Origin of the sequence: Butyrivibrio sp. AC2005, from assembly GCF_000424145.1 — a bacterium.
Lineage (GTDB): Bacteria > Bacillota > Clostridia > Lachnospirales > Lachnospiraceae > Butyrivibrio.
The window spans coordinates 48,605-73,392 of record NZ_KE384137.1; the positions used below are offsets into that span (position 1 = coordinate 48,605).

Here is a 24,788-nt window from a genome sequence, read left to right on the forward strand (position 1 = left end):
GTTAATGAGAGTTGAAGAGCTTAGTGCCTATGAAGTATTGGAACATAGAAGAATAGATGACCTGAACTCGGACAGCTATATTGTAAAACATAAGAAGACAGGAGCGAAGGTTGCTCTGTTGTCTAATGATGACGAAAATAAAGTATTTTATATAGGATTCAGAACTCCGCCAAAGGATTCTACCGGAGTTGCACATATTATTGAGCATACCGTACTATGTGGTTCTAAGGAATTTCCAATAAAGGATCCTTTTGTAGAATTGGTAAAGGGCTCTCTTAATACATTCCTTAATGCTATGACTTATCCGGATAAAACTGTTTATCCTGTTGCGAGTTGTAACGATGCTGACTTTCAAAATCTCATGCATGTATATCTTGATGCGGTATTTTATCCCAATATTTATCAGACCAGAAAGATATTTATGCAGGAAGGATGGCATTATGAGATGGACAACGCAGATGATGAGCTAAAGATAAATGGCGTTGTTTATAACGAGATGAAGGGGGCTTTTTCCTCAGCTGATGAAGTGGTTTCAAGAGAGATAAGAAAATCACTTTTCCCTGATACCACCTATGGAATTGAGTCAGGAGGAGATCCTGAGGAAATCTATAATCTTACTTACGAAGAATACCTGGATTTTCATAGGAAGTATTATCATCCTTCAAACAGCTATATATATCTTTACGGAAACATGGATATGGCTGAAAAACTGACCTATATCGATGAAAACTATCTTTCAAAATATGAGACACTTGAAATAGATTCAGAGATAAAATTGCAGAAAGCCTTTGATGAAAGAAAAGAGATAAGGGGAGAATATCCCATAATGAATGAAGAATCAGAGAAAGATAATACATATCTTACTCTTAATTATTCAGTGGGAAGCAGTCTTGATCCAAAGTTCTATGTGGCATTCGATATTCTCGATTATGCTCTTTGTTCAGCACCGGGAGCACCAATTAAAAAAGCCTTGATTGACAAAGGCATTGGCAGTGAAGTTTTCAGCGACTATGACAACGGAATAATACAGCCGGTGTTTTCAATCGTTGCCAAAAATGCTAATTCTGAACAGAAGGAAGAATTCTTAAGTACGATCGAAGAGGTTCTTAAGGAACAGGTTTCCAACGGTATAGATAAAAAAGCTCTACTTGCAGGGATAAATGCAGATGAATTCAAGTACAGGGAAGCTGATTTTGGAAGATTCCCTAAGGGACTTCTTTATGGACTGCAGGTTCTTGACAGCTGGTTATATGATGAGACAAAGCCCTGGATCAACATAGAAGCAAATGATACCTTTGCTGCGCTTAAAAATGAAGTTGATACAGGTTATTTTGAAAAGCTGATAGAAGAATATCTGCTTAATAATACTCATAGTACAGTCCTTGTTATGGAACCCAAAAAGGGACTTACTGAGGAAAAAGAAGAGGTTCTCAAAAAGAAACTAAAGGCGCTTCGTGACTCAATGTCAAAAGAAGAGCTTGAAACTATTGTAAGGGAAACTTCTGAGCTTAAGGCTTATCAGGAAGAGCCGGATAGTCCTGAAGATCTCGCTAAGATACCACTTCTTACACGTGAGGATATTAAGAAAGAAGCTGACCGCTTTGTTAATGAGCTCAGGACCTTTGATGGAAAAAAGGTACTTTTCCATAACGTATTTACTAACGGTATAGGATATTTGAATTTCGTATTTGATATGAAGAATGTTCCGGACAGGCTTCTTCCTTATGCGCCTGTACTTAAGACATTGCTTGGGCTTATGGATACCGAGAATTATACATATACCGATCTGTATAATGAGATCAACCTTCAGACAGGTGGAATAAACGGTGCCATAAGCACATATACGGATTCGAATAATACAGAAAAGTTTGTAACAACCTTTGAAATTTCAGCCAAGGCTCTTTATTCTCAGCTGGATAAAGCTTTTGAGCTTGTAAGCGAGATTATTTTACGAACGAAATTTGATGATAAGAAAAGGTTACTTGAAATCCTGGAAGAATCCTGCAGCAGAGCCCGTTCGGAACTTGCCGGAGCAGGTCATCACAGCGCTGCATTACGTGCTCTGTCATATGTATCAAAAGCAGCCAAAATATCTGACATGGTTTCGGGTATCGGCGGTTACAGACTTGTTGAAGAAATAAGAGAAAAGATTTCAGTCGACAGCAGTGCAGCGGATGAAATCATCGATAATATGAGAGAGCTTTGCAGGATTATATTCCGTGCAGAGAACCTTCTTGTGGATTATACAGCTTCTGAAAAGGAATATCAGGGACTCGAAGAAAAAGTAAAGGCCTTTGCAGATTCGCTACATAAGGAAGAGATAGATTATGAAGGCTTTACTGTAGAATGCGAGAAGAAAAACGAAGGCTTCCAGACTGCAGGTCAGGTTCAATATGTATGCCGGGCAGGCAATTTTGCGACAAAAGGACTTAAATATGACGGTTCTCTTAGAGTGCTTCGAGTGATGCTTGGGTATGATTATCTCTGGAAAAATATAAGAGTGCTTGGCGGAGCCTATGGTTGTATGAGCGGCTTTGCCAAGAACGGAGATTCATATTTTGTAACCTACAGAGACCCGCATCTTTCAAGAAGTATTGATGTATTTAAGGAAGCTTCGGAATATCTTAAAAACTTTGAAGCTGACGAACGTACAATTACTCAGTTTGTTATCGGTGCAATAAGTGATATCGATACACCCAAGACACCTTCTGCCAAGGGTGCATACGGACTCACAGCTTATCTTTGCAACGCGGATATGAAAAATATACAGCATGACAGAGACACGCTTCTTGCGACGGATCAGGATAAGATCAGGAAGCTTGCAGCCTATGTTGATGCATTTATGGAAGATGACTGTCTGTGCGTGGTCGGTGATGGTAATAAACTAATGCAGAATAAGGATTTATTTGGAAAAGTGGAGCAGCTTATTTATGCAGGAAAATCTGAACAATAATATGAATATGAAATGTGGCTATGTTACGCTGATTGGAAGACCAAATGTTGGTAAATCCACACTTATGAATCATTTGATCGGTCAAAAAATAGCTATAACCTCGCATAAGCCACAGACAACACGTGGAAGAATCCAGACTGTCTATACGGATGAGCGCGGGCAGATTGTTTTTCTTGATACACCTGGGATTCATGAATCGAAAAATAAGCTTGGTGAATACATGGTTAAGGTTGCGACCAAAACTATGGAAGAGGTTGATCTGATATTGTGGCTCGTTGAACCCAGCACCTTTATTGGCGCAGGGGAGCATATGATAATAGATCAGCTGAGAGAATGCGGCAAACAGGTAATTCTTGTTATTAATAAAACAGATACTGTTTCAAGCGATGATCTTAACAGTTTTATAGAGGCTTATAAAAAGGAGATGGACTATGCGGATATAGTAACTGTATCTGCTCTAAAAAATGATAATCTTGATGAACTGATGCAGAAAATGTTTGACAGATTACCATACGGGGATCCTTTTTATGATGATGAGACGCTTACAGATCAGTCTGAGAGAGATATTGTAGGAGAAATTATACGTGAAAAGGCTCTGCGCCTTCTTTCTGATGAAGTGCCTCACGGTATCGCTGTTACAGTGGAGACAATGAAAACAAGAAAAGCAGCTGCACCTGCAAAAAAGAAGAAATCAAAGCATGTTCATCCTCCAAAAAAGAGTGCAAATAATAATGCGGAGTCATCCAATGGGGGAGCTCCTGATCTTGAAGCGATGCTTGCAACACTAAAGGGTGGACAAACAGATGCAGCCGATGTTTCAAGTGAGACAGAGATTATGGATATTGAGGCTTCGATAATATGCGAAAGGGACTCACACAAGGGCATTATTATCGGAAAAGGCGGATCTATGCTAAAGAAGATTGGTTCTCAGGCAAGGACCGATATAGAAAAGCTTGTTGGATGCAAGGTTAATCTCCAGCTTTTTGTAAAGGTACGAAAAGATTGGAGAAATGACACGGTTCAAATGAAAAATTTTGGTTATAAAAATACAAAATAAAGATCATATGAGGTTTGATACATCAAATGGTTGAATTCACCACTGTTAATGGAATGGTTATAAAAAGAGCACCGGTTGGAGATTATGATTTTGTGGTGACTATTCTTACCTCTGAACGTGGGAAGATATCAGCCTTTGCTAAGGGTTCACGACGTCCGGGCAATCACCTGGCGGGAGTTGTTGAGCCCTTTTGCTTTGGAGAATTCAGATTATATGAGGGAAGAACTTCATATACAATACAGGAAGCCAGAATTTCCAATTATTTTGAACATTTTCGAAATGATTTTAACGGATCAATGTACGGGATGCTTTTTCTTGAGATTGCTGACTATTATACAAGGGAAAATAATGATGAAAGAGATGTTTTAAAGCTCCTGTATCAGTCCATGAGAGCGCTTGAATCCAAAAACTTTGATAATAGGCTGGTCAGGTGTATTTTTGAAATAAAAAGTCTTGTAATTAACGGTGAATTTCCCGGAATCCCCACGGATAGAAATTATGAGGGTTCAACTGCTTACACACTTGAATTTATCAGGGGGGCTTCAATCGAAAAGCTATATTCGTTTGCGGTAACCGGGGATGTGCTGGATGAACTTGATCATATCTGTGATATCTACAGAAAAAGATTTATAGACAGAAGCTTTAATAGCTACGAAATGGTTAAGATGATTGAAGATAATTGAAAAAGCTGAAAAGGCGTTATATAATCATACAAGTGTGCATGCCTTTAGCATGCTAAAGCATATTATATAAGAGGAATAATATTGTGAAAAAAGATTTTGTGAAAAACAGTATTGCTTTATTAGCTGTAATCATGATGCTTGCTGCATTATCAGCATGCGGATCGGGGAGCAATACTTCGAAACTTGACAGCTCATCTGTTGAGATAAAAAAAGATGGATCTGTTGTCAGTACGATTATCGAGGATTTTACCGAGAGCTATTATAATGTGGATGAGCTTAAGGAGATGACTGAAAATGAAGTAAATTCATTCATTGTTTCAAAAGGAGAAGGCGCTGCAGAATTAAAGAGTGTAGATACTAATGACGGAAAGGTTAAGCTTATTATTGAATTTTCGAGCACTGATAATTATGAAGAGTTCAATGCCGAGACACTGAAGTATGAAACAGTGACAGATGCTGTTCTTGCGGGACAGCTTGATGTTAATACGCTTGTTGATAAAGACGGAAATGCCATAGACCCTGATAAAGCAGCCGTTTTGAGTGATCAGCATGTTGTGATAACAAAATCTGCCGGCATTATTGCGGCACCGTACAAGATTAAATACTTCGCAGGCAAGGCAAAGCCGGTTGATAAATATATGGCGGATTTTTCAGAGAATATTGACGGTGAAATAGCCTGTATTGTTCTTGAAAAGTAAATAATGAGCATAAAGCTCTAAATATATATAAATTGAGCAATTGTGCTCGGAAAGAGGTTTTTGATATGAAAGCTAATGAAAAGACAATGGACAAAATTATTGCTCTTGCGAAGGGAAGAGGATTTATTTATCCCGGAAGTGAGATTTATGGTGGACTTGCCAATACATGGGATTACGGAAATCTCGGTGTTGAGTTTAAGAATAATGTAAAAAAAGCCTGGTGGCAGAAGTTTGTTCAGGAATGCCCTCATAATGTCGGCGTTGACTGCGCAATTCTCATGAACCCTCAGACATGGGTGGCTTCAGGTCATCTTGGAAGCTTTTCAGATCCTCTTATGGATTGTAAGGAGTGCCATGAGAGATTCCGTGCTGATAAGATTATTGAGGATTTTGCAGCAGAGAATGGAATAACACTCGAGTCTTCTGTTGATGGATGGTCTCATGAGGATATGGAGAAGTTTATTAACGAACATAATGTTCCCTGTCCGACCTGCGGAAAGCATAATTTTACAGGTATAAGAGAGTTTAACCTTATGTTCAAGACCTTCCAGGGTGTTACGGAAGATGCCAAGGACACTGTTTATTTAAGACCTGAGACAGCACAGGGAATCTTCGTTAATTTCAAGAATGTACAGCGTACTTCACGTAAGAAGCTTCCTTTTGGTATTTGCCAGATCGGTAAGAGCTTCCGTAATGAGATTACACCCGGAAACTTCACATTCAGAACAAGAGAGTTTGAGCAGATGGAGCTTGAGTTCTTCTGCAAGCCCGGTACTCAGACAGAGTGGTTTACATATTGGAGAAAGTTCTGCTATGAGTGGCTTCTTTCACTTGGAATCAGTGAGGAGCATCTTCGTCTTCGTGACCATGATCCCGAAGAGCTTTCATTCTACAGTGATCATACTACTGATATTGAATATGCATTCCCCTTCACAGAGTGGGGCGAGCTTTGGGGTATTGCTTCCAGAACTGACTATGATCTTACAAGACATCAGGAGACATCAGGTCAGCCTATGGATTACTTCGATGATGAGACTAATGAGAAATACATTCCTTATGTTGTTGAGCCTTCACTTGGTGCAGATCGTGTAACTCTTGCATTCCTTTGCGAAGCATATGATGAGGAAAACCTTGGAACAGAAGAGAAGCCTGATATGCGTACAGTTCTTCGTTTCCATCCTGCTATCGCTCCTATTAAGATTGGAATCCTTCCTCTTTCCAAGAAGCTTAACGAAGGTGCTGAAAAGATTTATGCTCAGCTTTCCAAGAAATATAACTGCGAATTTGATGACAGAGGAAATATTGGTAAGAGATACAGAAGACAGGATGAAATCGGTACTCCTTTCTGCGTAACATATGATTTTGATTCAGAGACTGACGGTAAGGTTACAGTTCGTTTCCGAGACAGCATGGAGCAGGAGAGAGTAGCAATCGACGAGCTTGAAGCATTCTTTGCGGATAAGTTTGATTTCTAATGCATTCTCTTTGAATGGCACTAATCTGATAGAAATAAGAAGGAGTTTTTAAAATGAAACAATTTACAGCTAGCGAACTGCGTAAAGCATGGAAGCAGTTCTATATAGAACGTGGACATGTGGATTGCGGCGCTGTTTCACTTGTATCAGACGGATCTACAGGTGTTATGTTTAACGTTGCAGGTATGCAGCCTCTTATGCCTTATCTTCTTGGTAAGAAGCATCCCATGGGAACAAGACTTTGCAATGTTCAGGGGTGTGTTCGTACTAATGATATTGACTCTGTCGGTGATAAGAGTCATGGTACATTCTTTGAAATGATGGGAAGCTGGTCTCTTGGTGACTACTTCAAAAAAGAGCGTTGTCAGTGGAGTTATGAGCTTCTGACGCAGCTTTTTGGATTTGATGCTGATCATCTTGCTGCTACTGTTTTTGCCGGAGATGAGAACGCACCCAGGGATGAAGAGGGTGCTAAATATCGTATTGAGTCAGGCTTCAAGCCGGAAAATATATTTTATCTTCCTGCTGAAGATAACTGGTGGGGACTTGAATATGGTCCCTGTGGCCCTGACAGTGAGATGTTTTATGTGAAGGATGTTCCGGATTGCGGACCTAACTGTGGTCCCGGATGTGACTGCGGAAAATATACCGAAATAGGTAATGATGTATTTATGCAGTATGAGAAACATCATGACGGTCATCTTACACCTCTTTCACAGAAAAATGTTGATACCGGTTGGGGGCTTGAGCGTATACTTGCGTTCCTTAACGGTCTTGATGATGTATATAAGATCGATCTCCATGCACCTGTAATTGCGTACATCGAAAAAGAGAGCGGAATTAAATATGAGTCTGATGAGAAGACCACAAGATCTATGAGAATTCTTGCTGATCATACCCGTACTTCAGTTATGCTGATCGGTGATGAAGCAAAGCTTCTTCCTTCCAATACAGGAGCCGGATATATCCTTAGAAGACTTATTCGTCGTGCTGTAAGACATGCAAGAACACTTGGCCTTAACAAGGATCAGATTCTTGGTGTAGCTAAGATATATATTGATGAGTATAAAGACAGCTATGAGCACCTTAATAAGAATCAGAAGTTTGTTCTTACAGAGCTTGAGAGAGAGATTGTACGTTTTGAGTCAACTCTCGAGAATGGTATGAAAGAATTTAAGAAGATTCTTGATCAGACTTCCAATAATGGTAAGAAGGAAATCGCAGGAAAGGATGCATTCTTTCTTTATGATACATTTGGATTCCCTGTAGAGCTCACAGTTGAGCTTGCTCAGGAGGAAGGCTTTACTGTTGATGAGAAGGGCTTCGCTGATTCTATGGAAGAGCAGAAGCAAAAGGCAAGAGATAACCAGAACTTCTCAGCTAAGCTTTCAACAGGTGCAGGTGTATTTGATGAGCTTGATGATTCTGTAACTACTGAGTTCCTTGGATATGAAGCTCTTGAATGTGAAGGCACAATAGTTGCCATGGCAGGAGCTGATGCTGTTACAGATGAGCTTACAGAAGGTCAGCAGGGAACAATACTCACTGATAAGACTACATTCTATGGCACAATGGGTGGCCAGGTAGGCGACATCGGTGAGATTTTTGGAACTGATGGGTCAAAGTTTGTTGTATCAGAAGCTATTAAAGTAGCAGGCGGAAGAACTGCACATGTCGGTGAGGTCATAAGCGGAAGCTTTAAGACTTCTGATAAGGTATCACTTAATGTTGATTCTGAGAATCGTGCTAAGACCTGCCGCAATCACTCTGCAACCCACCTTCTTCAGAAGGCACTCCAGGAGGTTCTTGGAGACGGAGTAGAGCAGGCCGGTTCTTATCAGGATCCCGATAAGACCAGATTTGACTTCAGCTATCATCAGGCTATGACTGCGGAGGAACTCCAGAAGGTTGAAGAGATTGTTAATGCCAAGATTTTGGAGGCACTTCCTGTAGTTACAAAGGAAATGTCTATAGAAGAAGCTAAGAAGACAGGCGCTATGGCACTGTTTGGTGAGAAGTATGGCGAAACAGTAAGAGTTGTAAACATGGGCGACTTCTCAATTGAGCTTTGTGGTGGTACTCATGTTGCAAACACAAGCCACATCGGTCTTTTCAAGATTCTTTCAGAGAGCGGTGTAGCTGCAGGTGTTCGTCGTATTGAGGCGCTTACAGGTAACAATGCAAGAGCATATTACAAAAATGTGGAAGCAAACCTTGGAGATGCTGCAAAGGCACTCAAGACAAATCCTGCTGATATCGTTGATCACATCAAGAAGCTCCAGGAAGAACTCAAGGCTCTTAAGAGTGAGAATGAGTCACTTAAGAGTAAGGAAGCACAGGCTGCTCTTGGCGATGTTATGGACAGCGTTATTGATGTTAAGGGCGTTAAGCTTATTGCACAGAGCGTAAAGGGCGTTGATATGAACGGCCTCAGAGATCTTGGTGATCAGCTCAAGGCTAAGCTTGGCGAAGGCGTAGTCGTTCTTGTATCTGAGAATGATGGTAAGGTTAATCTTATGGCTATGGCAACTGATGGAGCAATCGCTGCAGGTGCACATGCAGGTAACCTTGTAAAAGCTGTAGCAGGCAAAGTTGGAGGTGGTGGCGGCGGACGTCCTAACATGGCACAGGCCGGTGGTAAGAATCCTGCAGGCATACCTGATGCAATCGCCGAAGCAAAAACTACACTTGAGTCGCAAATTAAATAACTTATTATCGATTTTAAGATTATTTTATAAAATATATAAAACCCTTTATTTTTATGCTTGACGGTTTGGGAAAATATGGTATAATCTATAGATGTTATGTGGGTAAACTAAAACATAGCAAATAACCCTGGTCACCCGTTAAGGAAGGGTCTGAAGGGAGGGTAAGAGTAGAGAATGTCAACAGTTATTGTAAAAGAAAACGAAACTTTAGACAGCGCACTGCGTCGCTTCAAGAGAAGCTGTGCCAAGGCTGGCATCCAGCAGGAGATTCGTAAAAGAGAACATTACGAGAAGCCAAGCGTAAAGCGTAAGAAGAAGTCTGAAGCAGCTAGAAAACGTAAATATAATTAATAAAAACAAGTCCTTGGTTTTTATAAATCAAGGACTATTTTTATTTCATGGGTAAAAACATGCTAATTTTCTTACTGTTATTGGCTACTATTTTAATAGTATTTGTATTAATGGTGATTCATCATGATATGCATCACTTTGTTATAAGAAACTATGAAATACATTCTGACAGATTAAAAAAGGATGCAGTGTTTTGTCTTCTTTCTGATTTGCATGAGAATCAATTTGGTGAAGGAAACATTGATTTGCTGAATGCGATTAATGATATTTCGCCGGACGCAATTCTTATTGCAGGCGATATGCTTACGGCTTATCAGGAGCTGGGACACGATCGTTATGAAAAAATAGCGGATTTTGTCTGTGCTTTATGTCAGAAATATCCTGTCTATGCAGCAAATGGAAATCATGAGACCAAGATGGATATTCTTGGTGGTTTCAGAAAACAGGCATATGATAAATATGAAAAGACAATACGGGATGCAGGATGTGTTCTTTTAAGGAATCAGGGAACATACCTTGAGGAGTATAATATGGAAATTCATGGGCTTGAACTTGGTCCTGAATTTTTCAGAAAAATGGTAAAGTATCCTATGCCTGATGGCTACATAGAGAAGTATTTTGGAGTTCCGTGCAAGGATAGATTCCAACTTTTGATTGCGCATAATCCTATTTATTTTGACAGATATAAATTATGGGGAGCTGATCTTACGGTTTCCGGACATGTTCATGGAGGGATTATCAGGCTCCCTTTATTGGGAGGCGTGATTTCACCTGCGCTTGTACCTTTTCCGAAGTATGACGGCGGCCTCTATGAAATTGAAAAATCTAAAATGATTCTAAGCAGGGGGCTTTCAACTCATTCAATAAGAGTTCGTTTTAATAACCCTGGAGAGCTTTGTGTAATTAAACTTATTAAAGATAAGAAATAAAACTCAAGAGGATTAATAATGGCACTTGAAGTAAAACTGCAGGTCTTTGAAGGACCTCTTGACCTGTTGCTTCATCTTATAGACAAAAATAAAATTGATATATATGATATTCCGATTGCCATGATAACTGAACAGTACATGGAGTACATCCGCGCCATGCAGAAGGATGACATGGAAGTAACAAGTGAATTCCTTGTTATGGCAGCAACTCTCGTTGACATTAAATGCAAGATGCTTCTTCCCAAGGAAGTTAATGAGGAAGGCGAAGAGGAAGATCCGAGAGCTGAGCTGGTAGAGAAGCTTCTTGAATACAAGATGTATAAGTATATGGCTGATGAACTCAGGGATCGTCAGATGAATGCTGATACACATATGTATAGAAAAAAGAATATTCCCGAAGAGGTTATGTCTTATGAAGAGCCCATTGATTACGATACGTTGCTTGGGGGCGCAAACTTATCAAAGCTGAATGAAATATTTCAGGCGCTTCTTAGAAGACAGGAAGATAAGGTCGATCCGATAAGAAGTAAATTTGGAAAAATCCAAAAAGAATCTGTTGATCTTGATCAGAAGACTGTCTATGTAAAGGCTTATATTCGCGAACATGAAAGGTTTAGCTTTAAACATCTTCTGGAAAAACAGGGAAGCAAAGTAGAAATCATTGTAACTTTCCTGGTAATTCTGGAAGCAATGAAGATTGGAGATATACAGATAGAACAGGATGAGACGTTTGGAGATATAATGATAACTTCAAACATATTTGCAAAGTGAGGGTGAAATGACTAAAGAAAAAGGTGCAGCAGCAATAGAGGCAATCCTTTTTACAATGGGGGATTCTGTTACGGTTGCAGCGCTGTGTAACGCGCTTGATCAGGATTTAAAGGATGTGAGAAAACAGATTGCTTATTTAAAGGAAAAATATGAGAGAAGCGATAGCGGGATAGGACTTATTGAACTTGAAGATTCAATTCAGCTGTGCACAAAGAGCGAGATGTATGAGTATCTTATAAAAGTAGCAAAGACACCAAAGAAAATCACTCTTACCGATGCACTGATGGAAACCCTTTCTATAATAGCCTATAAGCAGCCGATTACACGTCTTGATGTTGAGAGAATAAGAGGGGTAAACAGTGATCATGCTGTTAACCGACTGGTTGAGTTTAACCTTGTTCAGGAACTGGGAAGACTTGATGCTCCCGGAAGACCGCTCCTTTTTGGCACGACTGAACAGTTCCTTCGAAGCTTTGGCGTTAAGTCATTGGAAGAGCTTCCGGCTCTTGATGCAGTCAGGGTTGAGGAGTTCAAACAGGAGGCTGAACAGGAGATTAGCGTCAAGCTTGATATCTGATAAATTACATATAATTCAGATTATTATACGCTGCAATAAAAAATGTATAAAATGCGCAGAAAATAAGGGCATGGACTATTCTCCATGTCTTTTTTTTGTGCTATACTATATTCTGACTTAAGTTGTGGTTTTATACACTTAAAAATATATTACGGAGGTGAAGAAATGAGTAGTTCTTCTCAGGCAAGTCAGAGAATTGTTTCTCTGCTTGATGAAAACAGTTTCGTTGAAATCGGCGCTCAGGTAAAAGCAAGAAGCACAGATTTCAATCTGAAGCAGACAGAGACACCCTCTGATGGTGTAGTAACCGGCTATGGCGTTATCGGCGGTAAGCTTGTATACGTTTATGCGCAGGATGCTTCCGTTCTCGGCGGCTCTGTTGGTGAGATGCATGCTAAGAAAATAGCAGGTCTCTATGATATGGCTCTTAAGATGGGAGCACCGGTAATCGGTCTTATCGATTCTGCCGGACTTCGTCTTCAGGAGGCAACTGATGCACTTAATGCATTCGGCGAAATCTATCGCAAGCAGGTTAGTGCTTCAGGCGTTGTTCCGCAGATCACTGCAATACTTGGTTCTTGTGGTGGTGGTCTTGCACTTTTCCCGACAATGACAGATTTTACATTTATGGAAGAAAAGAGCGGTAAGCTCTTCGTTAATTCTCCCAACGTACTTGAAGGTAACAGTGTGGAGAAGTGTGACACTTCATCTGCTGCATGGCAGAGTGGAGAGGTTGGCAACGTTGATGTTGTTGCTGACGAGATGACACTTTATACACAGATAAGAGAACTCGTTTCACTTCTTCCTTCTAATAATGAAGATACAGAGAATTTTGATGAGTGCGCTGATGACCTTAATCGTGCATGCGAGAACCTTGATGGTTCAGCAGCTGATCCTGCTCTGATGCTCAGACAGATTTCCGACAATGGAATCTTCTTTGAGACAAAGCGTGATTATGCTAAGGAAATGGTTACAGGCTTTATTAAGCTTAATGGTGCTACAGTTGGTGTTATAGCTAACAGAAGTGCTGTTTATGATGAAAAGGGCGAAGTTGCCGAGAAGTTTGACAATGTTCTTACAGCTCATGCATGCAACAAGGCTGCTGATATGGTGGACTTCTGCGATGCATTTGAAATCCCGGTTCTTTCACTTACAAATGTGGCAGGCTTTGGCGCTACAAAGTGCGATGAGAGACATGTGGCTAAGAGCGCTGCTAAGCTTGTAGCTGCTTTATCAGGTGCAACAGTTCCGAAGGTAAATGTTGTAACAGGTAAGGCATACGGAAGCGCTTATGTTGTTATGAATTCCAAGGCTATCGGAGCAGATATGACTTTTGCATGGCCTGATGCTGAAATCGGCACAATGAATGCAGATCATGCTGCAAAGATCATTGCTGATGGTAAGGATTCCGGAACAGTAGCTGAAACAGCAGCTGCTTATGCGAAACTCCAGAACAATGTTGAAAGTGCTGCAGGCAGAGGATATGTAGATACTATCATCAATGCTGAAGATACAAGAAAATATGTAATAGGAGCTTTTGAAATGCTTTACAGCAAGCGTGAGGAGCGCCCTGTAAGGAAGCACACTACAGTATAAGGAGGAGCCTGACAGTGAAGCATAAGATTTTTGCTTTAGGTGTTACGCTAATCTGCATGCTCGGTCTTACAGCTTGTGGCAGTAGTATTCAGAAAAATACTGTAGCCGGAAGCAGATACGATGAGGCAGTATTCACAAAGGATTATCTTTTGAGTGTTGCTCAGACACTTGAGGATGACTACTTTGAGAACATGTATTTACAGGGAATAACACCTGATAATTTTAAAGAAAAACTGGAAGACAGCTTTGATGAGTCTATGCTTGATGTTTTCGCGGCAGGTTACAGAAACTGGTACGACGCTATCGACGAACTCGGTTACAGCAGTCCCGATACACTTTCAGAAGACATCAGTGTAACTCATATAGATGAGTTTTCCTACTACGTAAACAAGGATGGTGAACTCATGGTTGATGCAACCATTGAGGGTAAGGGTAATAACTCCCATACAGCTGTTCTTGAGTACAGTCTAGACAGAAAAGGAATGCCGACTCTGATTTCGGTTAATGTTAATCATTCATTACCTGAGAAGCTTAAGAGTGCAGGACTTAACACTCTTCTCGGAATGGGAATGGCATTCACGGTACTTATTATCATTGCTCTTGTAATCTCATTGTTCCCTCTCATCAATAAGATGACAGAGAAGAAGCCTGAGACATCTAAAGAGATTACTCAGAAGTCAATGGAGACTGTAACATCTCAGATTGCTGAGAAGGAAGAACTTTCAGATGATGATGAGCTTGTAGCTGTTATTGCTGCTGCAATTGCTGCATATCAGGGAAGTGCTACTGCTGGTGGAGATGGATTTGTTGTCAGATCTGTTCGTAAAGTCGGCAAAGCAAGTAATTGGAAAAGAGCTTAATAATCAGAGCTTATTTTAGGAGGACATAAATAATGAAAAATTATACAATTACCGTTAACGGAAACGTATATGAAGTAACTGTTGAAGAAGGTGCAGGAAGCGGAGCACCTGCAGCAGCTCCTGTTGCAGCACCTAAGGCACCTGCAGCTCCCACAAAGAAGGCAAGTGCCGGCGCAGGTAGTGTTAAGGTAACAGCCGGTGCAGCCGGAAAGGTTCTTAAGATTGAGGCTAATGTTGGTCAGTCTGTTAAGAAGGGCGACTCTGTTGTTGTTATGGAATCTATGAAGATGGAGATTCCTATGGTTGCACCTCAGGATGGAACAATTGCAAGTATCGACGTTGCTGTAGGCGATCAGGTTGAAGCTGGCGGCGTTGTTGCAACAATGAACTAAAATTTGGAGAGACTCACACGGAGGTCGTTAAATGGATTACATTGTAAACACATTATCGAATCTCTGGCAGCAAACTGCATTTACAACAATGACACCCGGAAACTATATCATGGTTGTTGTTGCTCTGATATTTATGTATCTTGCAATCGCCAAAGATTTCGAACCACTTCTTTTGGTGCCTATCTCCTTCGGTATGCTACTGGTAAATATCTATCCGGATATTATGCTTTCAATTGAGAAATCATCGAATGGTGTAGGCGGACTTTTGTATTATTTCTACCTGCTTGATGAGTGGGCAATCATGCCGTCACTTATCTTTATGGGTGTAGGAGCGATGACAGACTTTGGTCCACTTATCGCGAATCCTAAGAGCTTCCTTATGGGAGCTGCTGCACAGTTTGGTATCTTTTCAGCTTACTTTATGGCTATTGCCATGGGCTTTAATGATCAGCAGGCTGCAGCTATTTCTATCATCGGAGGAGCAGATGGCCCTACATCTATCTTCCTTGCAACAAAGCTTAATCAGACAACAATTCTGGGACCTATAGCCGTGGCTGCATATTCGTACATGTCACTTGTGCCGATCATTCAGCCTCCGGTTATGAAGTTCTTAACAACTGACAAAGAAAGAAAAATCCGTATGCAGCAGCTCAGACCTGTTTCTAAGCTTGAGAAGATTCTTTTCCCTATCATTGTTACAATTGTTGTAAGTATGATTCTTCCTACTACAGCACCTCTTATTGGTATGCTGATGCTTGGTAACCTGTTCCGTGAGAGTGGAGTTGTTCGTCAGCTTCAGGAGACAGCTTCAAATGCTCTTATGTATATCGTAGTTATCATGCTTGGTACTTCTGTAGGTGCTACAACAAGTGCTGAGGCATTCCTTAATATTACAACTATTAAGATTGTAGCTCTTGGACTTATTGCATTTGTTATCGGTACTGCAGCAGGAACATTGTTTGGTAAGCTGATGTGCGTTATTACCGGTGGTAAGGTTAATCCTCTTATTGGTTCAGCCGGTGTATCTGCTGTTCCTATGGCTGCCAGAGTTTCACAGAAGGTTGGTGCGGAGTATGATCCCAGTAATTTCCTTCTGATGCATGCTATGGGACCTAACGTAGCAGGCGTAGTTGGTACTGCAGTCGTTGCCGGTACCTTCATGGCGGTATTTGGAGTGTTCTAATTCCGTCAGTTACATAATATTTTTGTAAAGGAGAACAATTATGGCAAAGCCAATTAAGATTACAGAGACAGTTCTGCGTGATGCACATCAGTCACTGATTGCTACCAGAATGCCTACAGAACTTATGCTTCCCATAATTCCTACTATGGATAAGGTAGGATACAACTCAGTAGAGTGCTGGGGAGGTGCTACATTTGATGCTTCCATGAGATTCCTTAAAGAGGATCCTTGGGAGAGACTTCGTAAGCTGAGAGAAGGCTTCAAGAACACAAAGCTTCAGATGCTTCTTCGTGGTCAGAATATTCTTGGCTACAAGCATTATCCTGATGATGTCGTTGAGTATTTTGTTCAGAAATCTATTGCTAATGGTATTGATATCATTCGTATTTTTGACTGTCTGAATGACCTTAGAAACCTCGAGACATCTGTTAAGACATGTAAGAAAGAGGGCGGACATGCTCAGATAGCTCTTGCATATACACTTGGTGATGCTTATACACCTGAGTATTGGATGAATATCGCTAAGGAAATTGAGTCTATGGGTGCAGATTCTATCTGTATCAAGGATATGGCAGGACTTCTTCTTCCTTATGAGGCAGAGAAACTTGTAAAGTCTCTTAAGAGTGCTACAAGCCTTCCTATTGACCTTCATACTCATTACACTTCAGGTGTTGCAAGTATGACATATCTTAAGGCTGCTGAGGCAGGTGTTGATATCATTGACTGTGCTATTTCACCTTTTGCTCTTGGTACATCACAGCCTGCAACAGAGGTTATGGTTGAGGCCTTCAAGGGACAGGAATTTGAGACCGGTCTTGATCAGAAGCTTCTTGCTGAAATTGCTGATTACTTCAGACCATACAGAGAAGAGTGCCTTGCAAGCGGACTTATGGATGCTAAGGTTCTTGGTGTTAATATCAAGACTCTTATGTATCAGGTTCCCGGTGGTATGCTTTCCAACATGGTTAGCCAGCTTAAAGAGCAGAATGCAAGCGATAAGTACAATACAGTGCTTGAGGAGATTCCTCGGGTTCGTAAAGACTTTGGTGAGCCTCCGCTTGTTACACCTTCATCACAGATCGTTGGTACTCAGGCTGTTATGAACGTGCTTATGGGTGAGAGATATAAGGTTGCTACTGACCAGACAAAGGATCTTCTTGCAGGTGAATATGGTAAGACAATCAAGCCTTTCAATCCTGAAGTACAGAAGAAGATTATCGGCGACAGAGAGGTTATCACATGCAGACCTGCAGATAAGCTTGAGCCCGGACTTAAAAAGTTTGAAGAGGATGTTAAGCAGTGGAAGCAGCAGGATGAGGACGTTCTGTCCTATGCATTGTTCCCTCAGGTTGCTACAGACTTCTTTAAATATCGTCTTGCTCAGCAGGAGAAGGTTGATCTCACAGCTGCTGACACTAAGAACGGAGCCTATCCTGCATAAACCTCAAATACTTAGCAAGGTATTTTTGAGCTTAGTTTATAAAGAACAACTATCTTTACCTGGATAGTTGTTCTTTTTTTTAGTGTCAAAATGTACTTTAAAATGTTAATTTGTGATACAATTAGAGTAGTGTTTTGTTGGCATATGTTTGTTTTGAATTCTAAAAAGGTGAGAGGACAGAGGATTCCCCTCTAACATTTGCGTATGACGGAGTTTAAAAGACCAATACCTAAACAGGATAATTTTGCGTTTCCTCATGAGAGGGATTTGAGAAGGTCTGAGGAAAACAGGCAAATTCTTGCAGCTGATGTTATTAACGGTTTCAGGGTTCGCCCGGGGTACTATGATATTAATGGTGCCACGGTTCTTCCTGATGGCGTTAATTTTACTGTTTATTCTAACGGAGCAACGAAGGTCACGCTTCTTCTTTATCATAGAGGAGAGGAGAGACCCTATGTTTCGCTCACTTTTCCTGAAAGCTATCGTATCGGAAAAGTACATTCCATGATTGTGTTTGGATTAACAATTGAAAATATGGAATATGCATATCGTGTAGATGGCCCCTGGGATGAAGATAAGGGACTTTTATTTGACTATAACCATATTCTTCTGGATCCTTATGCAAAGGCTGTTGCAGGACAAAAAGTATGGGGACAGACAATAAAATTTGAAGAGGCTTACAGAGCCAGAGTTGTAAGAAATGATTTTGATTGGGGTGAGGCCAGCTGGCTAAAAACTCCCATGAGTGACTCAATCATATATGAGATGCATGTTCGTGGCTTTACAATGTCTGAGTCAGCCGGTGTTAAATGCAGAGGTTCTTTTGCGGGGATAATGGAAAAGGTTGACTATTTGAAAAGGCTTGGCGTAACTGCTGTAGAGCTAATGCCTATTTTTGAATTTGACGAGACCAGGGATAAAAGAGTAGTTAACGGCAGAACTCTGCTTGATTACTGGGGATACAACACAGTAAGTTTCTTTGCACCCAATACCAGCTATGCTTCAACTGAAGAGTATAACAGAGAAGGCTTTGAACTTAAGGAAATGATTAAGCTTCTTAAAGAAAATGGAATAGAAGTTATTCTTGATGTGGTATTTAACCATACTGCTGAGGGGAATAAAAACGGTCCTTTCATTTCTTTCAAGGGATTCGATAATAATATTTACTATATGCTTACCCCTGACGGTGATTACTATAATTTCAGCGGATGCGGTAATACTCTTAATTGTAATCATCCTATGGTTCAGCAGATGATCGTGGAATGTCTGCATTATTGGGTAGAACAGTATAAAATTGATGGATTCAGATTTGATCTTGCAAGTATTCTTGGTAGAGATCAGAATGGTGCGCCTATGGAGGCACCGCCACTTTTGCAGAGGCTTGCCTTTGATCCTATTCTCGGGGATGTAAAGCTTATAGCAGAGGCATGGGATGCGGGCGGCATGTATCAGGTTGGATCTTTCCCATCCTGGGGAAGATGGGCCGAATGGAATGGACGATATCGAGATAGCATAAGATCCTTCCTCAAGGGCGAATACTGGGCAGCACCTGAGGCAGTAAGCCGTATTACAGGCTCCATGGATATGTATGGACGTAACTATGCAGGTTATGATTCTTCTGTAAACTTCATTACATGCCATGATGGATTTACCTTATATGATATGTTTTCCTACAACGAAAAGCATAATGAAGCTAATGGATGGAATAACACGGACGGAGCCAATGACAACAGAAGCTGGAACTGCGGTCATGAGGGTGAGACCGATAATCAGGAGGTAAATGATCTTCGGTTTAAAATGATGCGCAATGCGATTACAGTTCTTATGTGTAGCAGGGGAACTCCCATGATCCTTGCCGGAGATGAATTCGGTAATACTCAGTATGGTAATAATAATGCGTATTGTCAGGATAATGAGGTTTCGTGGCTGAACTGGGATCTTTTCAGCAAGAATCGTCAGTATTTTGATTTTTACCGAGATATGATCCAGTTTAGAAGGAAGCATCCCTGCATACGTAAGGATTTAAAACCTGCAATGTCAGGACTTCCGCATATTTCTGTATTTACCGATCATCCATATAATACGAATATCAATGACAGTACAAAGGTTATAAGCATCATGTTTGCCGGATATATCAGAAAAAAAGGACATGATGATGTGGTTTTGATGTCTGTAAATGTTTACTGGGAGGATATTCAGATAACACTTCCTGAGCCGCCTGATGGTTCATACTGGACACTGGTTGTGGATACAGCTGCTGAGGATAAACGATATTTTAATAACCGTCCTAAGCCGCTTACTATTCCGAATTGGAGACTAAAATCCAGAAGCGTAAGTGTATTTATAGCAGCATATGGAGAAGGCTATGGCAGATGAAAACGAACAAAAGACCGCAGGTGAAGAAAATAATAAAACTGATGTTAAAACTAAAGAGGAAGAAGAGAACCTTGTAGTTGAAGGTTATGAGTTTTTGTCGAAGGAAGATGCTAAAAAGGCAGAGTCTGACAAGCAAAAAATCATTATTCTTGGGCAAAAGGTTCACTCAACGAAGGTGGTTGATCTTGAAGCTGTATATGAAAAAGCCATTTCAAATAAAATATTTTCAACTCCTGTTGGGTGGCATTATCTTGCCAAGCTTCGTGACAGACTGATTGCTGCCGGAGTAAATGAGGATGATTTGATTCCTATTCCTGTAAACACAAAATTTACAAAAGTAGATTTAAAGGACGAATATCATCCCAGACAATATATAACTCCACTTCCGCAAAAAAAGAAAAGAGATGTAAAGGCAAGCTTTATAATACTTATTGCAATGAATATCATACTGGTGGCACTTGTTGTCGCAATGTTTGTTATAGTTATGCGTTCCGATAATGATAACATAATAAACTATAAACAAAATGTTACTAACAGATATGCAGAGTGGGAAGAATCGCTTAAAGAGCGAGAGAAAGCTGTACGGGCGAAGGAAAGAGAGCTTAAAATTCAGGATAATACTGAATATGCCAGTGAAATTGAAGAATAATTCAGATTATTTGTAAACAAAATGGACACAATTAGATAATATACTGTGTTCGGGAGAGTGAAAATATGGATAAATTAAAGATACTGGTTGTAGATGATGAATCAAGAATGAGAAAGCTTGTAAGAGACTTTCTTGTAAAAAGTGGATTTGAGGTTCTTGAAGCAGAGGATGGTCAGAAGGCTGTTGATATCTTTTTTGATGAAAAAGACATTGCCCTCATTATCCTCGATGTTATGATGCCTAAAATGGACGGCTGGCAGGTATGCCGTGAAATCAGGACCTATTCCAAAGTGCCTATTATTATGCTTACTGCCAAAACAGAGGAAAGGGATGAACTTCAAGGTTTTGAACTTGGAGTTGACGAATATATAGGTAAACCCTTTAGTCCTAAAATCCTTGTGGCAAGGGTTGAAGCTATTTTAAGGAGAACTACCCAGGGCTCAAGTGATGATATTATTGAAGCGGGCGGTATTGTGATAAATAAGGCTGCCCATAATGTAACAATAGATGGCAAGGAGATAGAGCTGTCTTTTAAGGAATTTGAACTTCTTACATTCTTTATTGAAAACAAAGGCATTGCACTTTCAAGAGAAAAGATTCTGAATAATGTATGGAATTATGATTATTTTGGCGATGCACGAACGATAGATACCCATGTAAAAAAGCTAAGAGGAAAAATGGGAGATAAAGGTGACCTGATAAAAACAATATGGGGGATGGGGTATAAGTTCGAGGTGTAACAGCAAGGGTATATCCATGATCTGACGATGCTGCTACATTTCTTATGAAAAAATAGGAAGGCAAAATACTTATATGTCAGACAACAATACTAAGAAATTAAGACTGTCATTACGTACCGAATTAAACATACTGTTTCTGTTTGTCATGGTTGGAATGATAGTTTTTCTGGTCATAATTAATCAATTTTTTCTTGAACGGGTTTACTTATCTCATCAGCTTGACGTGGTAAAGCAGGCTTATCAAAGTATTGACGAAGCATCGACAGACGGGAGCTTTGCTACTGATGAGTATGATATTGAGCTTCAGAGTATATGTGATACTTATGGAATTGAGCTTATCATACTTGATGCCGATTCACAGATGATAAAGTCATCATCAAGTGACGCGGATTATATGGCTCATATTCTGTGGGATAATCTTATAGGCGACAGTATGATGGGAGGTAGTGAAGGCGTTAAGCGTATTATTGAAAAAAACGACGAGTATACTATTCAGATTGAAAATGACAAGCGCCTTAATACAGAATATCTGGAAATATGGGGTGTAATCGATTCTGGATATATCGTAATGGTAAGAAGCGCTCTTGCGGGTATAAGAGAGAGCGTTGGTATTTCGAACAGGTTCATGCTCTATTGCGGTATTGCTGCGATAGTTATTGGTTCAATCAGCATTCTGTATCTGAGTAACAGAATTACAAGGCCCATACTTCAGCTATCAAAGATATCTGAAGAAATGAAAAACCTGAATTTTGAAGCAAAATATGTAGCTGACAACCATAAGAAAACTACCAATGAGATAGATATTCTCGGAGATAATATTAATGAGCTCTCAGAGACTCTTGAAGCTACAATTAAAGAATTAAAAAATGCAAATAATGAGTTGAAACAGGATATTGCGCATAAAGAGCAGATTGATGAGATGAGACGTGAGTTCTTATCAAATGTTTCGCATGAGCTTAAGACCCCTATAGCTTTAATACAGGGTTATGCTGAAGGTCTTGAGGAAGGTATAAGCGATGATCCTGAGAGTATGGTGTTTTATTGTGACGTAATCAGAGATGAAGCTTCAAAGATGGATACTCTTGTTAAAAAGCTTCTCACCCTGAATCAGCTGGAATTTGGAAATGACAATGCCCAGATGGAGCGATTTGATATAACGGAAACTATTAAGAATTACATAAAATCTGCCGATATATTAACGAAACAGAAAAATGCCACAGTACAAATGGATGAATATCCACCCATTTACGTCTGGGCAGATGAATTTAAAACAGAAGAAGTTTTAATGAACTATTTTAGTAATGCTCTCAATCACATAAGTGGTGACTGCATTATTGAGATTAAACTTAAGACCTATGACGATAAGGTTAGAATATCTGTATTTAATACTGGAGAACCTATTCCGGAGGATAGCATAGGACATATTTGGGAGAAGTTTTATAAGGTTGATAAAGCAAGAACCAGGGAGTATGGCGGTAGTGGCGTCGGCCTTTCAATTGTTAAGGCAATCATGGAATCCATGCATCAGGGATATGGAGTAAATAACTACGATAATGGTGTGGAATTTTGGTTTGAGCTGGAAACAAGATAAACCTTATGGAGGCGTTTATGGGTAAACGTGTTGTAAAGGCTTTAATTACATGTTTTGCAGTGGGAGTTTTCCTTACGGGGTGTGGTTCACAGTTTCCGGAGATGACTGATGATGAATACAATCAGACTGTTCAATATATGGTGAGCCTTCTGATGAAGTATTCAAATAATGGTGTTGAAAAGCTTTCTTCACTCAGTTCGCTCGAACTTCAAAGACAAATGGCAAAAGAAGCCAGAGATTCTGCCAAGGCTGAGCGCGATGCTCAAACCGCTGCTGCTATTGCAAATATGTCGGCTGATACTGCTGATACTGATGGAGCGACTGATGTTGATGAAACAGAGCAAACATATAATACCGAAAGCACTGATGCGGCACAGAATGATTTAAATGAGCCTGAGCAGACTACCCTTACTGAACCCGAGGACGAGACAACTGAAAATACCAATCAGGAAGACAAGATAACTGAAAATACTAATTCTGAGGATGATATTGATAAGCTTTTGAATGAGTACGGTGACGAGCTTGATGAAGGCATAAAAAATTCAGGAGGAGAAGTACCCGATAATAATACTGAAGATATACAGAATACTCCGCAGGAAACAGAACCCGATAAGGTGGTTCAAGGGATGAGACAGGAGCTTTCCAAGGGAATGTTTCTTACATATTCGGGATACAGCGTGGCTTCCACTTATCCTGATAATGATGATGTTTTTGTAATAAATGCTACATCCGGTAAAAAGCTGCTGATACTTAATTTCAGGCTTGCAAACACAAGCGGTATGGATGTGTCGGTTGATATGGAAAAGGCTAATCCACATTTCCAGGTTATTTTGAATGGTGTAAATGTTGGATATACCAATGTTACAATGCTAGATAATGACCTCAGTTCATACTCCGGAACAATTACTTCAGGTGAGAAGAAGAGTATGGTACTGATAAAGCAGATGGATGCGTCCAAGCTGAAAAATGTTGAGTCATTAGGTCTTATAGGTGATCTTGGCGGAGAAATAATTGAATTTTCATTGGAATAATTTAATACATTATTTAAGCCCTCTTTACGCAGCAAAAAGTAAAGAGGGTTTTCTAATTGTGTTAAAAATACGTTCAAAGTATAAAATAAATATAAATTTTTTCGTTATTGAGCCAAAATCGTGATATACTATGTTAGTTATAAAGAACTTTTACTATTTAGTTTATGAGGTAAATACAATGAAGAAGTTAGATGATTATGTAAGAACAATACCGGATTTTCCGGAACCCGGCATTATGTTTCGCGATATTACTTCAGTAATACAGGATCCTGACGGACTTCAGCTTGCTATAGATGAGATGCAGAATCTTATTAAGGATGTGGATTTTGATGTTGTGGCAGGCGCTGAGTCAAGAGGATTTATTTTTGGAACAGCTCTTGCATATAATATGAAAAAAGGATTTGTTATGATCCGTAAGAAGGGTAAGCTTCCCTGTGAGACAATTTCAGAGGAGTATGAGCTTGAATATGGCACAGCTACTCTTGAAATTCATAAGGATGCAATTAAGCCCGGACAGAAGGTTATTATTGTTGATGACCTCATTGCTACAGGTGGAACAATCAAAGCCATGATCAAAATGATTGAGAGACTTGGCGGCGAAGTAGCAGGCGTTCTTGTTCTTATGGAACTTAAGGGGCTTAAGGGCAGAGAAGCTCTTGGTAATTACAAGCTTTATTCTGCACTTTCCTACGAAGGCAAGTAAAAAATTATTGCGGAGTGTGGCAAC

Annotated in this window: 21 protein-coding genes; all 21 read left to right on the top strand. The window is 40.1% G+C overall.

Going from position 1 to position 24,788, the window contains the following annotated elements; translation table 11 throughout:
* The first annotated feature begins 4 nt into the window (after positions 1–4).
* The 21 genes from G602_RS0117245 (at position 5) to G602_RS0117345 (ending at position 24,764) form a co-directional block, all read left to right on the top strand.
* A complete protein-coding gene (locus tag G602_RS0117245) occupies positions 5–2,953 on the top strand; it encodes an insulinase family protein (RefSeq protein ID WP_026660066.1) in 2,949 nt (982 codons plus the stop codon).
* Complete coding sequence (era, locus tag G602_RS31555) at positions 2,943–4,010, top strand: GTPase Era (protein WP_442855923.1); 1,068 nt, start codon at positions 2,943–2,945, stop codon at positions 4,008–4,010. Before G602_RS0117245 ends, era begins: the two co-directional genes overlap by 11 nt.
* A gap of 26 nt (positions 4,011–4,036) precedes the next feature.
* On the top strand, positions 4,037–4,693 hold the full coding sequence (recO, locus tag G602_RS0117255; protein ID WP_026660068.1) for a DNA repair protein RecO: 657 nt from the start codon (positions 4,037–4,039) through the stop codon (positions 4,691–4,693).
* Between the two features lie 83 nt (positions 4,694–4,776).
* Positions 4,777–5,391: a hypothetical protein gene (locus G602_RS0117260; protein WP_026660069.1), complete on the top strand. Its 615-nt coding sequence runs from the start codon at positions 4,777–4,779 to the stop codon at positions 5,389–5,391.
* Positions 5,392–5,456: 65 nt separating this feature from the next.
* Complete coding sequence (locus G602_RS0117265; RefSeq protein ID WP_026660071.1) at positions 5,457–6,866, top strand: glycine--tRNA ligase; 1,410 nt, start codon at positions 5,457–5,459, stop codon at positions 6,864–6,866.
* A 53-nt stretch (positions 6,867–6,919) separates the two neighbouring features.
* Entirely contained in the window at positions 6,920–9,574 is a 2,655-nt protein-coding gene (alaS, locus tag G602_RS0117270) for an alanine--tRNA ligase (protein WP_026660072.1), read from the top strand.
* A gap of 174 nt (positions 9,575–9,748) precedes the next feature.
* Complete coding sequence (rpsU, locus tag G602_RS0117275) at positions 9,749–9,925, top strand: 30S ribosomal protein S21 (protein ID WP_022755619.1); 177 nt, start codon at positions 9,749–9,751, stop codon at positions 9,923–9,925.
* Between the two features lie 59 nt (positions 9,926–9,984).
* The gene (locus tag G602_RS0117280; protein WP_026660073.1) at positions 9,985–10,854 is read left to right on the top strand and encodes a metallophosphoesterase; all 870 of its coding nucleotides are present in this window, start codon (positions 9,985–9,987) and stop codon (positions 10,852–10,854) included.
* Between the two features lie 18 nt (positions 10,855–10,872).
* Positions 10,873–11,625 (top strand): segregation and condensation protein A, encoded by a 753-nt coding sequence (locus G602_RS0117285; RefSeq protein ID WP_026660074.1) that lies wholly within the window; start codon positions 10,873–10,875, stop codon positions 11,623–11,625.
* 7 nt (positions 11,626–11,632) lie between these two features.
* Positions 11,633–12,202 (top strand): SMC-Scp complex subunit ScpB, encoded by a 570-nt coding sequence (gene scpB, locus G602_RS0117290; RefSeq protein WP_026660075.1) that lies wholly within the window; start codon positions 11,633–11,635, stop codon positions 12,200–12,202.
* Positions 12,203–12,367: 165 nt separating this feature from the next.
* Complete coding sequence (locus G602_RS0117295) at positions 12,368–13,798, top strand: acyl-CoA carboxylase subunit beta (RefSeq protein WP_026660076.1); 1,431 nt, start codon at positions 12,368–12,370, stop codon at positions 13,796–13,798.
* A gap of 14 nt (positions 13,799–13,812) precedes the next feature.
* On the top strand, positions 13,813–14,658 hold the full coding sequence (locus tag G602_RS29235) for an OadG family protein (protein ID WP_049945306.1): 846 nt from the start codon (positions 13,813–13,815) through the stop codon (positions 14,656–14,658).
* Positions 14,659–14,690: 32 nt separating this feature from the next.
* The gene (locus tag G602_RS0117305; protein WP_026660077.1) at positions 14,691–15,050 is read left to right on the top strand and encodes a biotin/lipoyl-containing protein; all 360 of its coding nucleotides are present in this window, start codon (positions 14,691–14,693) and stop codon (positions 15,048–15,050) included.
* Positions 15,051–15,081: 31 nt separating this feature from the next.
* Positions 15,082–16,233 (top strand): sodium ion-translocating decarboxylase subunit beta, encoded by a 1,152-nt coding sequence (locus tag G602_RS0117310; RefSeq protein WP_026660078.1) that lies wholly within the window; start codon positions 15,082–15,084, stop codon positions 16,231–16,233.
* Between the two features lie 40 nt (positions 16,234–16,273).
* Entirely contained in the window at positions 16,274–17,674 is a 1,401-nt protein-coding gene (locus G602_RS0117315) for an oxaloacetate decarboxylase subunit alpha (protein ID WP_026660080.1), read from the top strand.
* A gap of 267 nt (positions 17,675–17,941) precedes the next feature.
* The gene (glgX, locus tag G602_RS27285; RefSeq protein WP_049945357.1) at positions 17,942–20,050 is read left to right on the top strand and encodes a glycogen debranching protein GlgX; all 2,109 of its coding nucleotides are present in this window, start codon (positions 17,942–17,944) and stop codon (positions 20,048–20,050) included.
* Positions 20,040–20,699, top strand: coding sequence for a hypothetical protein (locus G602_RS0117325; protein WP_026660081.1), 660 nt, complete (start codon positions 20,040–20,042; stop codon positions 20,697–20,699). The genes glgX and G602_RS0117325 overlap by 11 nt, the downstream gene beginning before the upstream one ends.
* Positions 20,700–20,764: 65 nt before the next feature.
* Positions 20,765–21,439, top strand: a complete 675-nt coding sequence (locus G602_RS0117330; protein ID WP_026660082.1) for a response regulator transcription factor — start codon at positions 20,765–20,767, stop codon at positions 21,437–21,439.
* A gap of 73 nt (positions 21,440–21,512) precedes the next feature.
* Positions 21,513–23,030, top strand: a complete 1,518-nt coding sequence (locus tag G602_RS0117335; RefSeq protein WP_044932663.1) for a HAMP domain-containing sensor histidine kinase — start codon at positions 21,513–21,515, stop codon at positions 23,028–23,030.
* A gap of 17 nt (positions 23,031–23,047) precedes the next feature.
* Complete coding sequence (locus G602_RS0117340) at positions 23,048–24,061, top strand: hypothetical protein (protein ID WP_026660084.1); 1,014 nt, start codon at positions 23,048–23,050, stop codon at positions 24,059–24,061.
* Positions 24,062–24,239: 178 nt separating this feature from the next.
* On the top strand, positions 24,240–24,764 hold the full coding sequence (locus G602_RS0117345) for an adenine phosphoribosyltransferase (RefSeq protein WP_026660085.1): 525 nt from the start codon (positions 24,240–24,242) through the stop codon (positions 24,762–24,764).
* The last annotated feature ends 24 nt before the right edge of the window (positions 24,765–24,788 follow it).

Excerpts from the sequence above, each read along its gene's own strand:
- G602_RS0117345 (WP_026660085.1), top strand. The coding sequence starts at position 24,240 with ATGAAGAAGTTAGATGATTATGTAAGAACAATACCGGATTTTCCGGAA.
- G602_RS0117335 (WP_044932663.1), top strand. The coding sequence starts at position 21,513 with ATGTCAGACAACAATACTAAGAAATTAAGACTGTCATTACGTACCGAA.
- G602_RS0117295 (WP_026660076.1), top strand. The coding sequence starts at position 12,368 with ATGAGTAGTTCTTCTCAGGCAAGTCAGAGAATTGTTTCTCTGCTTGAT.
- G602_RS0117315 (WP_026660080.1), top strand. The coding sequence starts at position 16,274 with ATGGCAAAGCCAATTAAGATTACAGAGACAGTTCTGCGTGATGCACAT.
- G602_RS0117265 (WP_026660071.1), top strand. The coding sequence starts at position 5,457 with ATGAAAGCTAATGAAAAGACAATGGACAAAATTATTGCTCTTGCGAAG.
- scpB (WP_026660075.1), top strand. The coding sequence starts at position 11,633 with ATGACTAAAGAAAAAGGTGCAGCAGCAATAGAGGCAATCCTTTTTACA.
- rpsU (WP_022755619.1), top strand. The coding sequence starts at position 9,749 with ATGTCAACAGTTATTGTAAAAGAAAACGAAACTTTAGACAGCGCACTG.
- G602_RS0117340 (WP_026660084.1), top strand. The coding sequence starts at position 23,048 with ATGGGTAAACGTGTTGTAAAGGCTTTAATTACATGTTTTGCAGTGGGA.
- G602_RS0117285 (WP_026660074.1), top strand. The coding sequence starts at position 10,873 with ATGGCACTTGAAGTAAAACTGCAGGTCTTTGAAGGACCTCTTGACCTG.
- recO (WP_026660068.1), top strand. The coding sequence starts at position 4,037 with ATGGTTGAATTCACCACTGTTAATGGAATGGTTATAAAAAGAGCACCG.
- G602_RS0117280 (WP_026660073.1), top strand. The coding sequence starts at position 9,985 with ATGCTAATTTTCTTACTGTTATTGGCTACTATTTTAATAGTATTTGTA.
- G602_RS0117330 (WP_026660082.1), top strand. The coding sequence starts at position 20,765 with ATGGATAAATTAAAGATACTGGTTGTAGATGATGAATCAAGAATGAGA.
- G602_RS0117310 (WP_026660078.1), top strand. The coding sequence starts at position 15,082 with ATGGATTACATTGTAAACACATTATCGAATCTCTGGCAGCAAACTGCA.
- G602_RS0117305 (WP_026660077.1), top strand. The coding sequence starts at position 14,691 with ATGAAAAATTATACAATTACCGTTAACGGAAACGTATATGAAGTAACT.
- alaS (WP_026660072.1), top strand. The coding sequence starts at position 6,920 with ATGAAACAATTTACAGCTAGCGAACTGCGTAAAGCATGGAAGCAGTTC.
- G602_RS0117245 (WP_026660066.1), top strand. The coding sequence starts at position 5 with ATGAGAGTTGAAGAGCTTAGTGCCTATGAAGTATTGGAACATAGAAGA.
- G602_RS0117325 (WP_026660081.1), top strand. The coding sequence starts at position 20,040 with ATGGCAGATGAAAACGAACAAAAGACCGCAGGTGAAGAAAATAATAAA.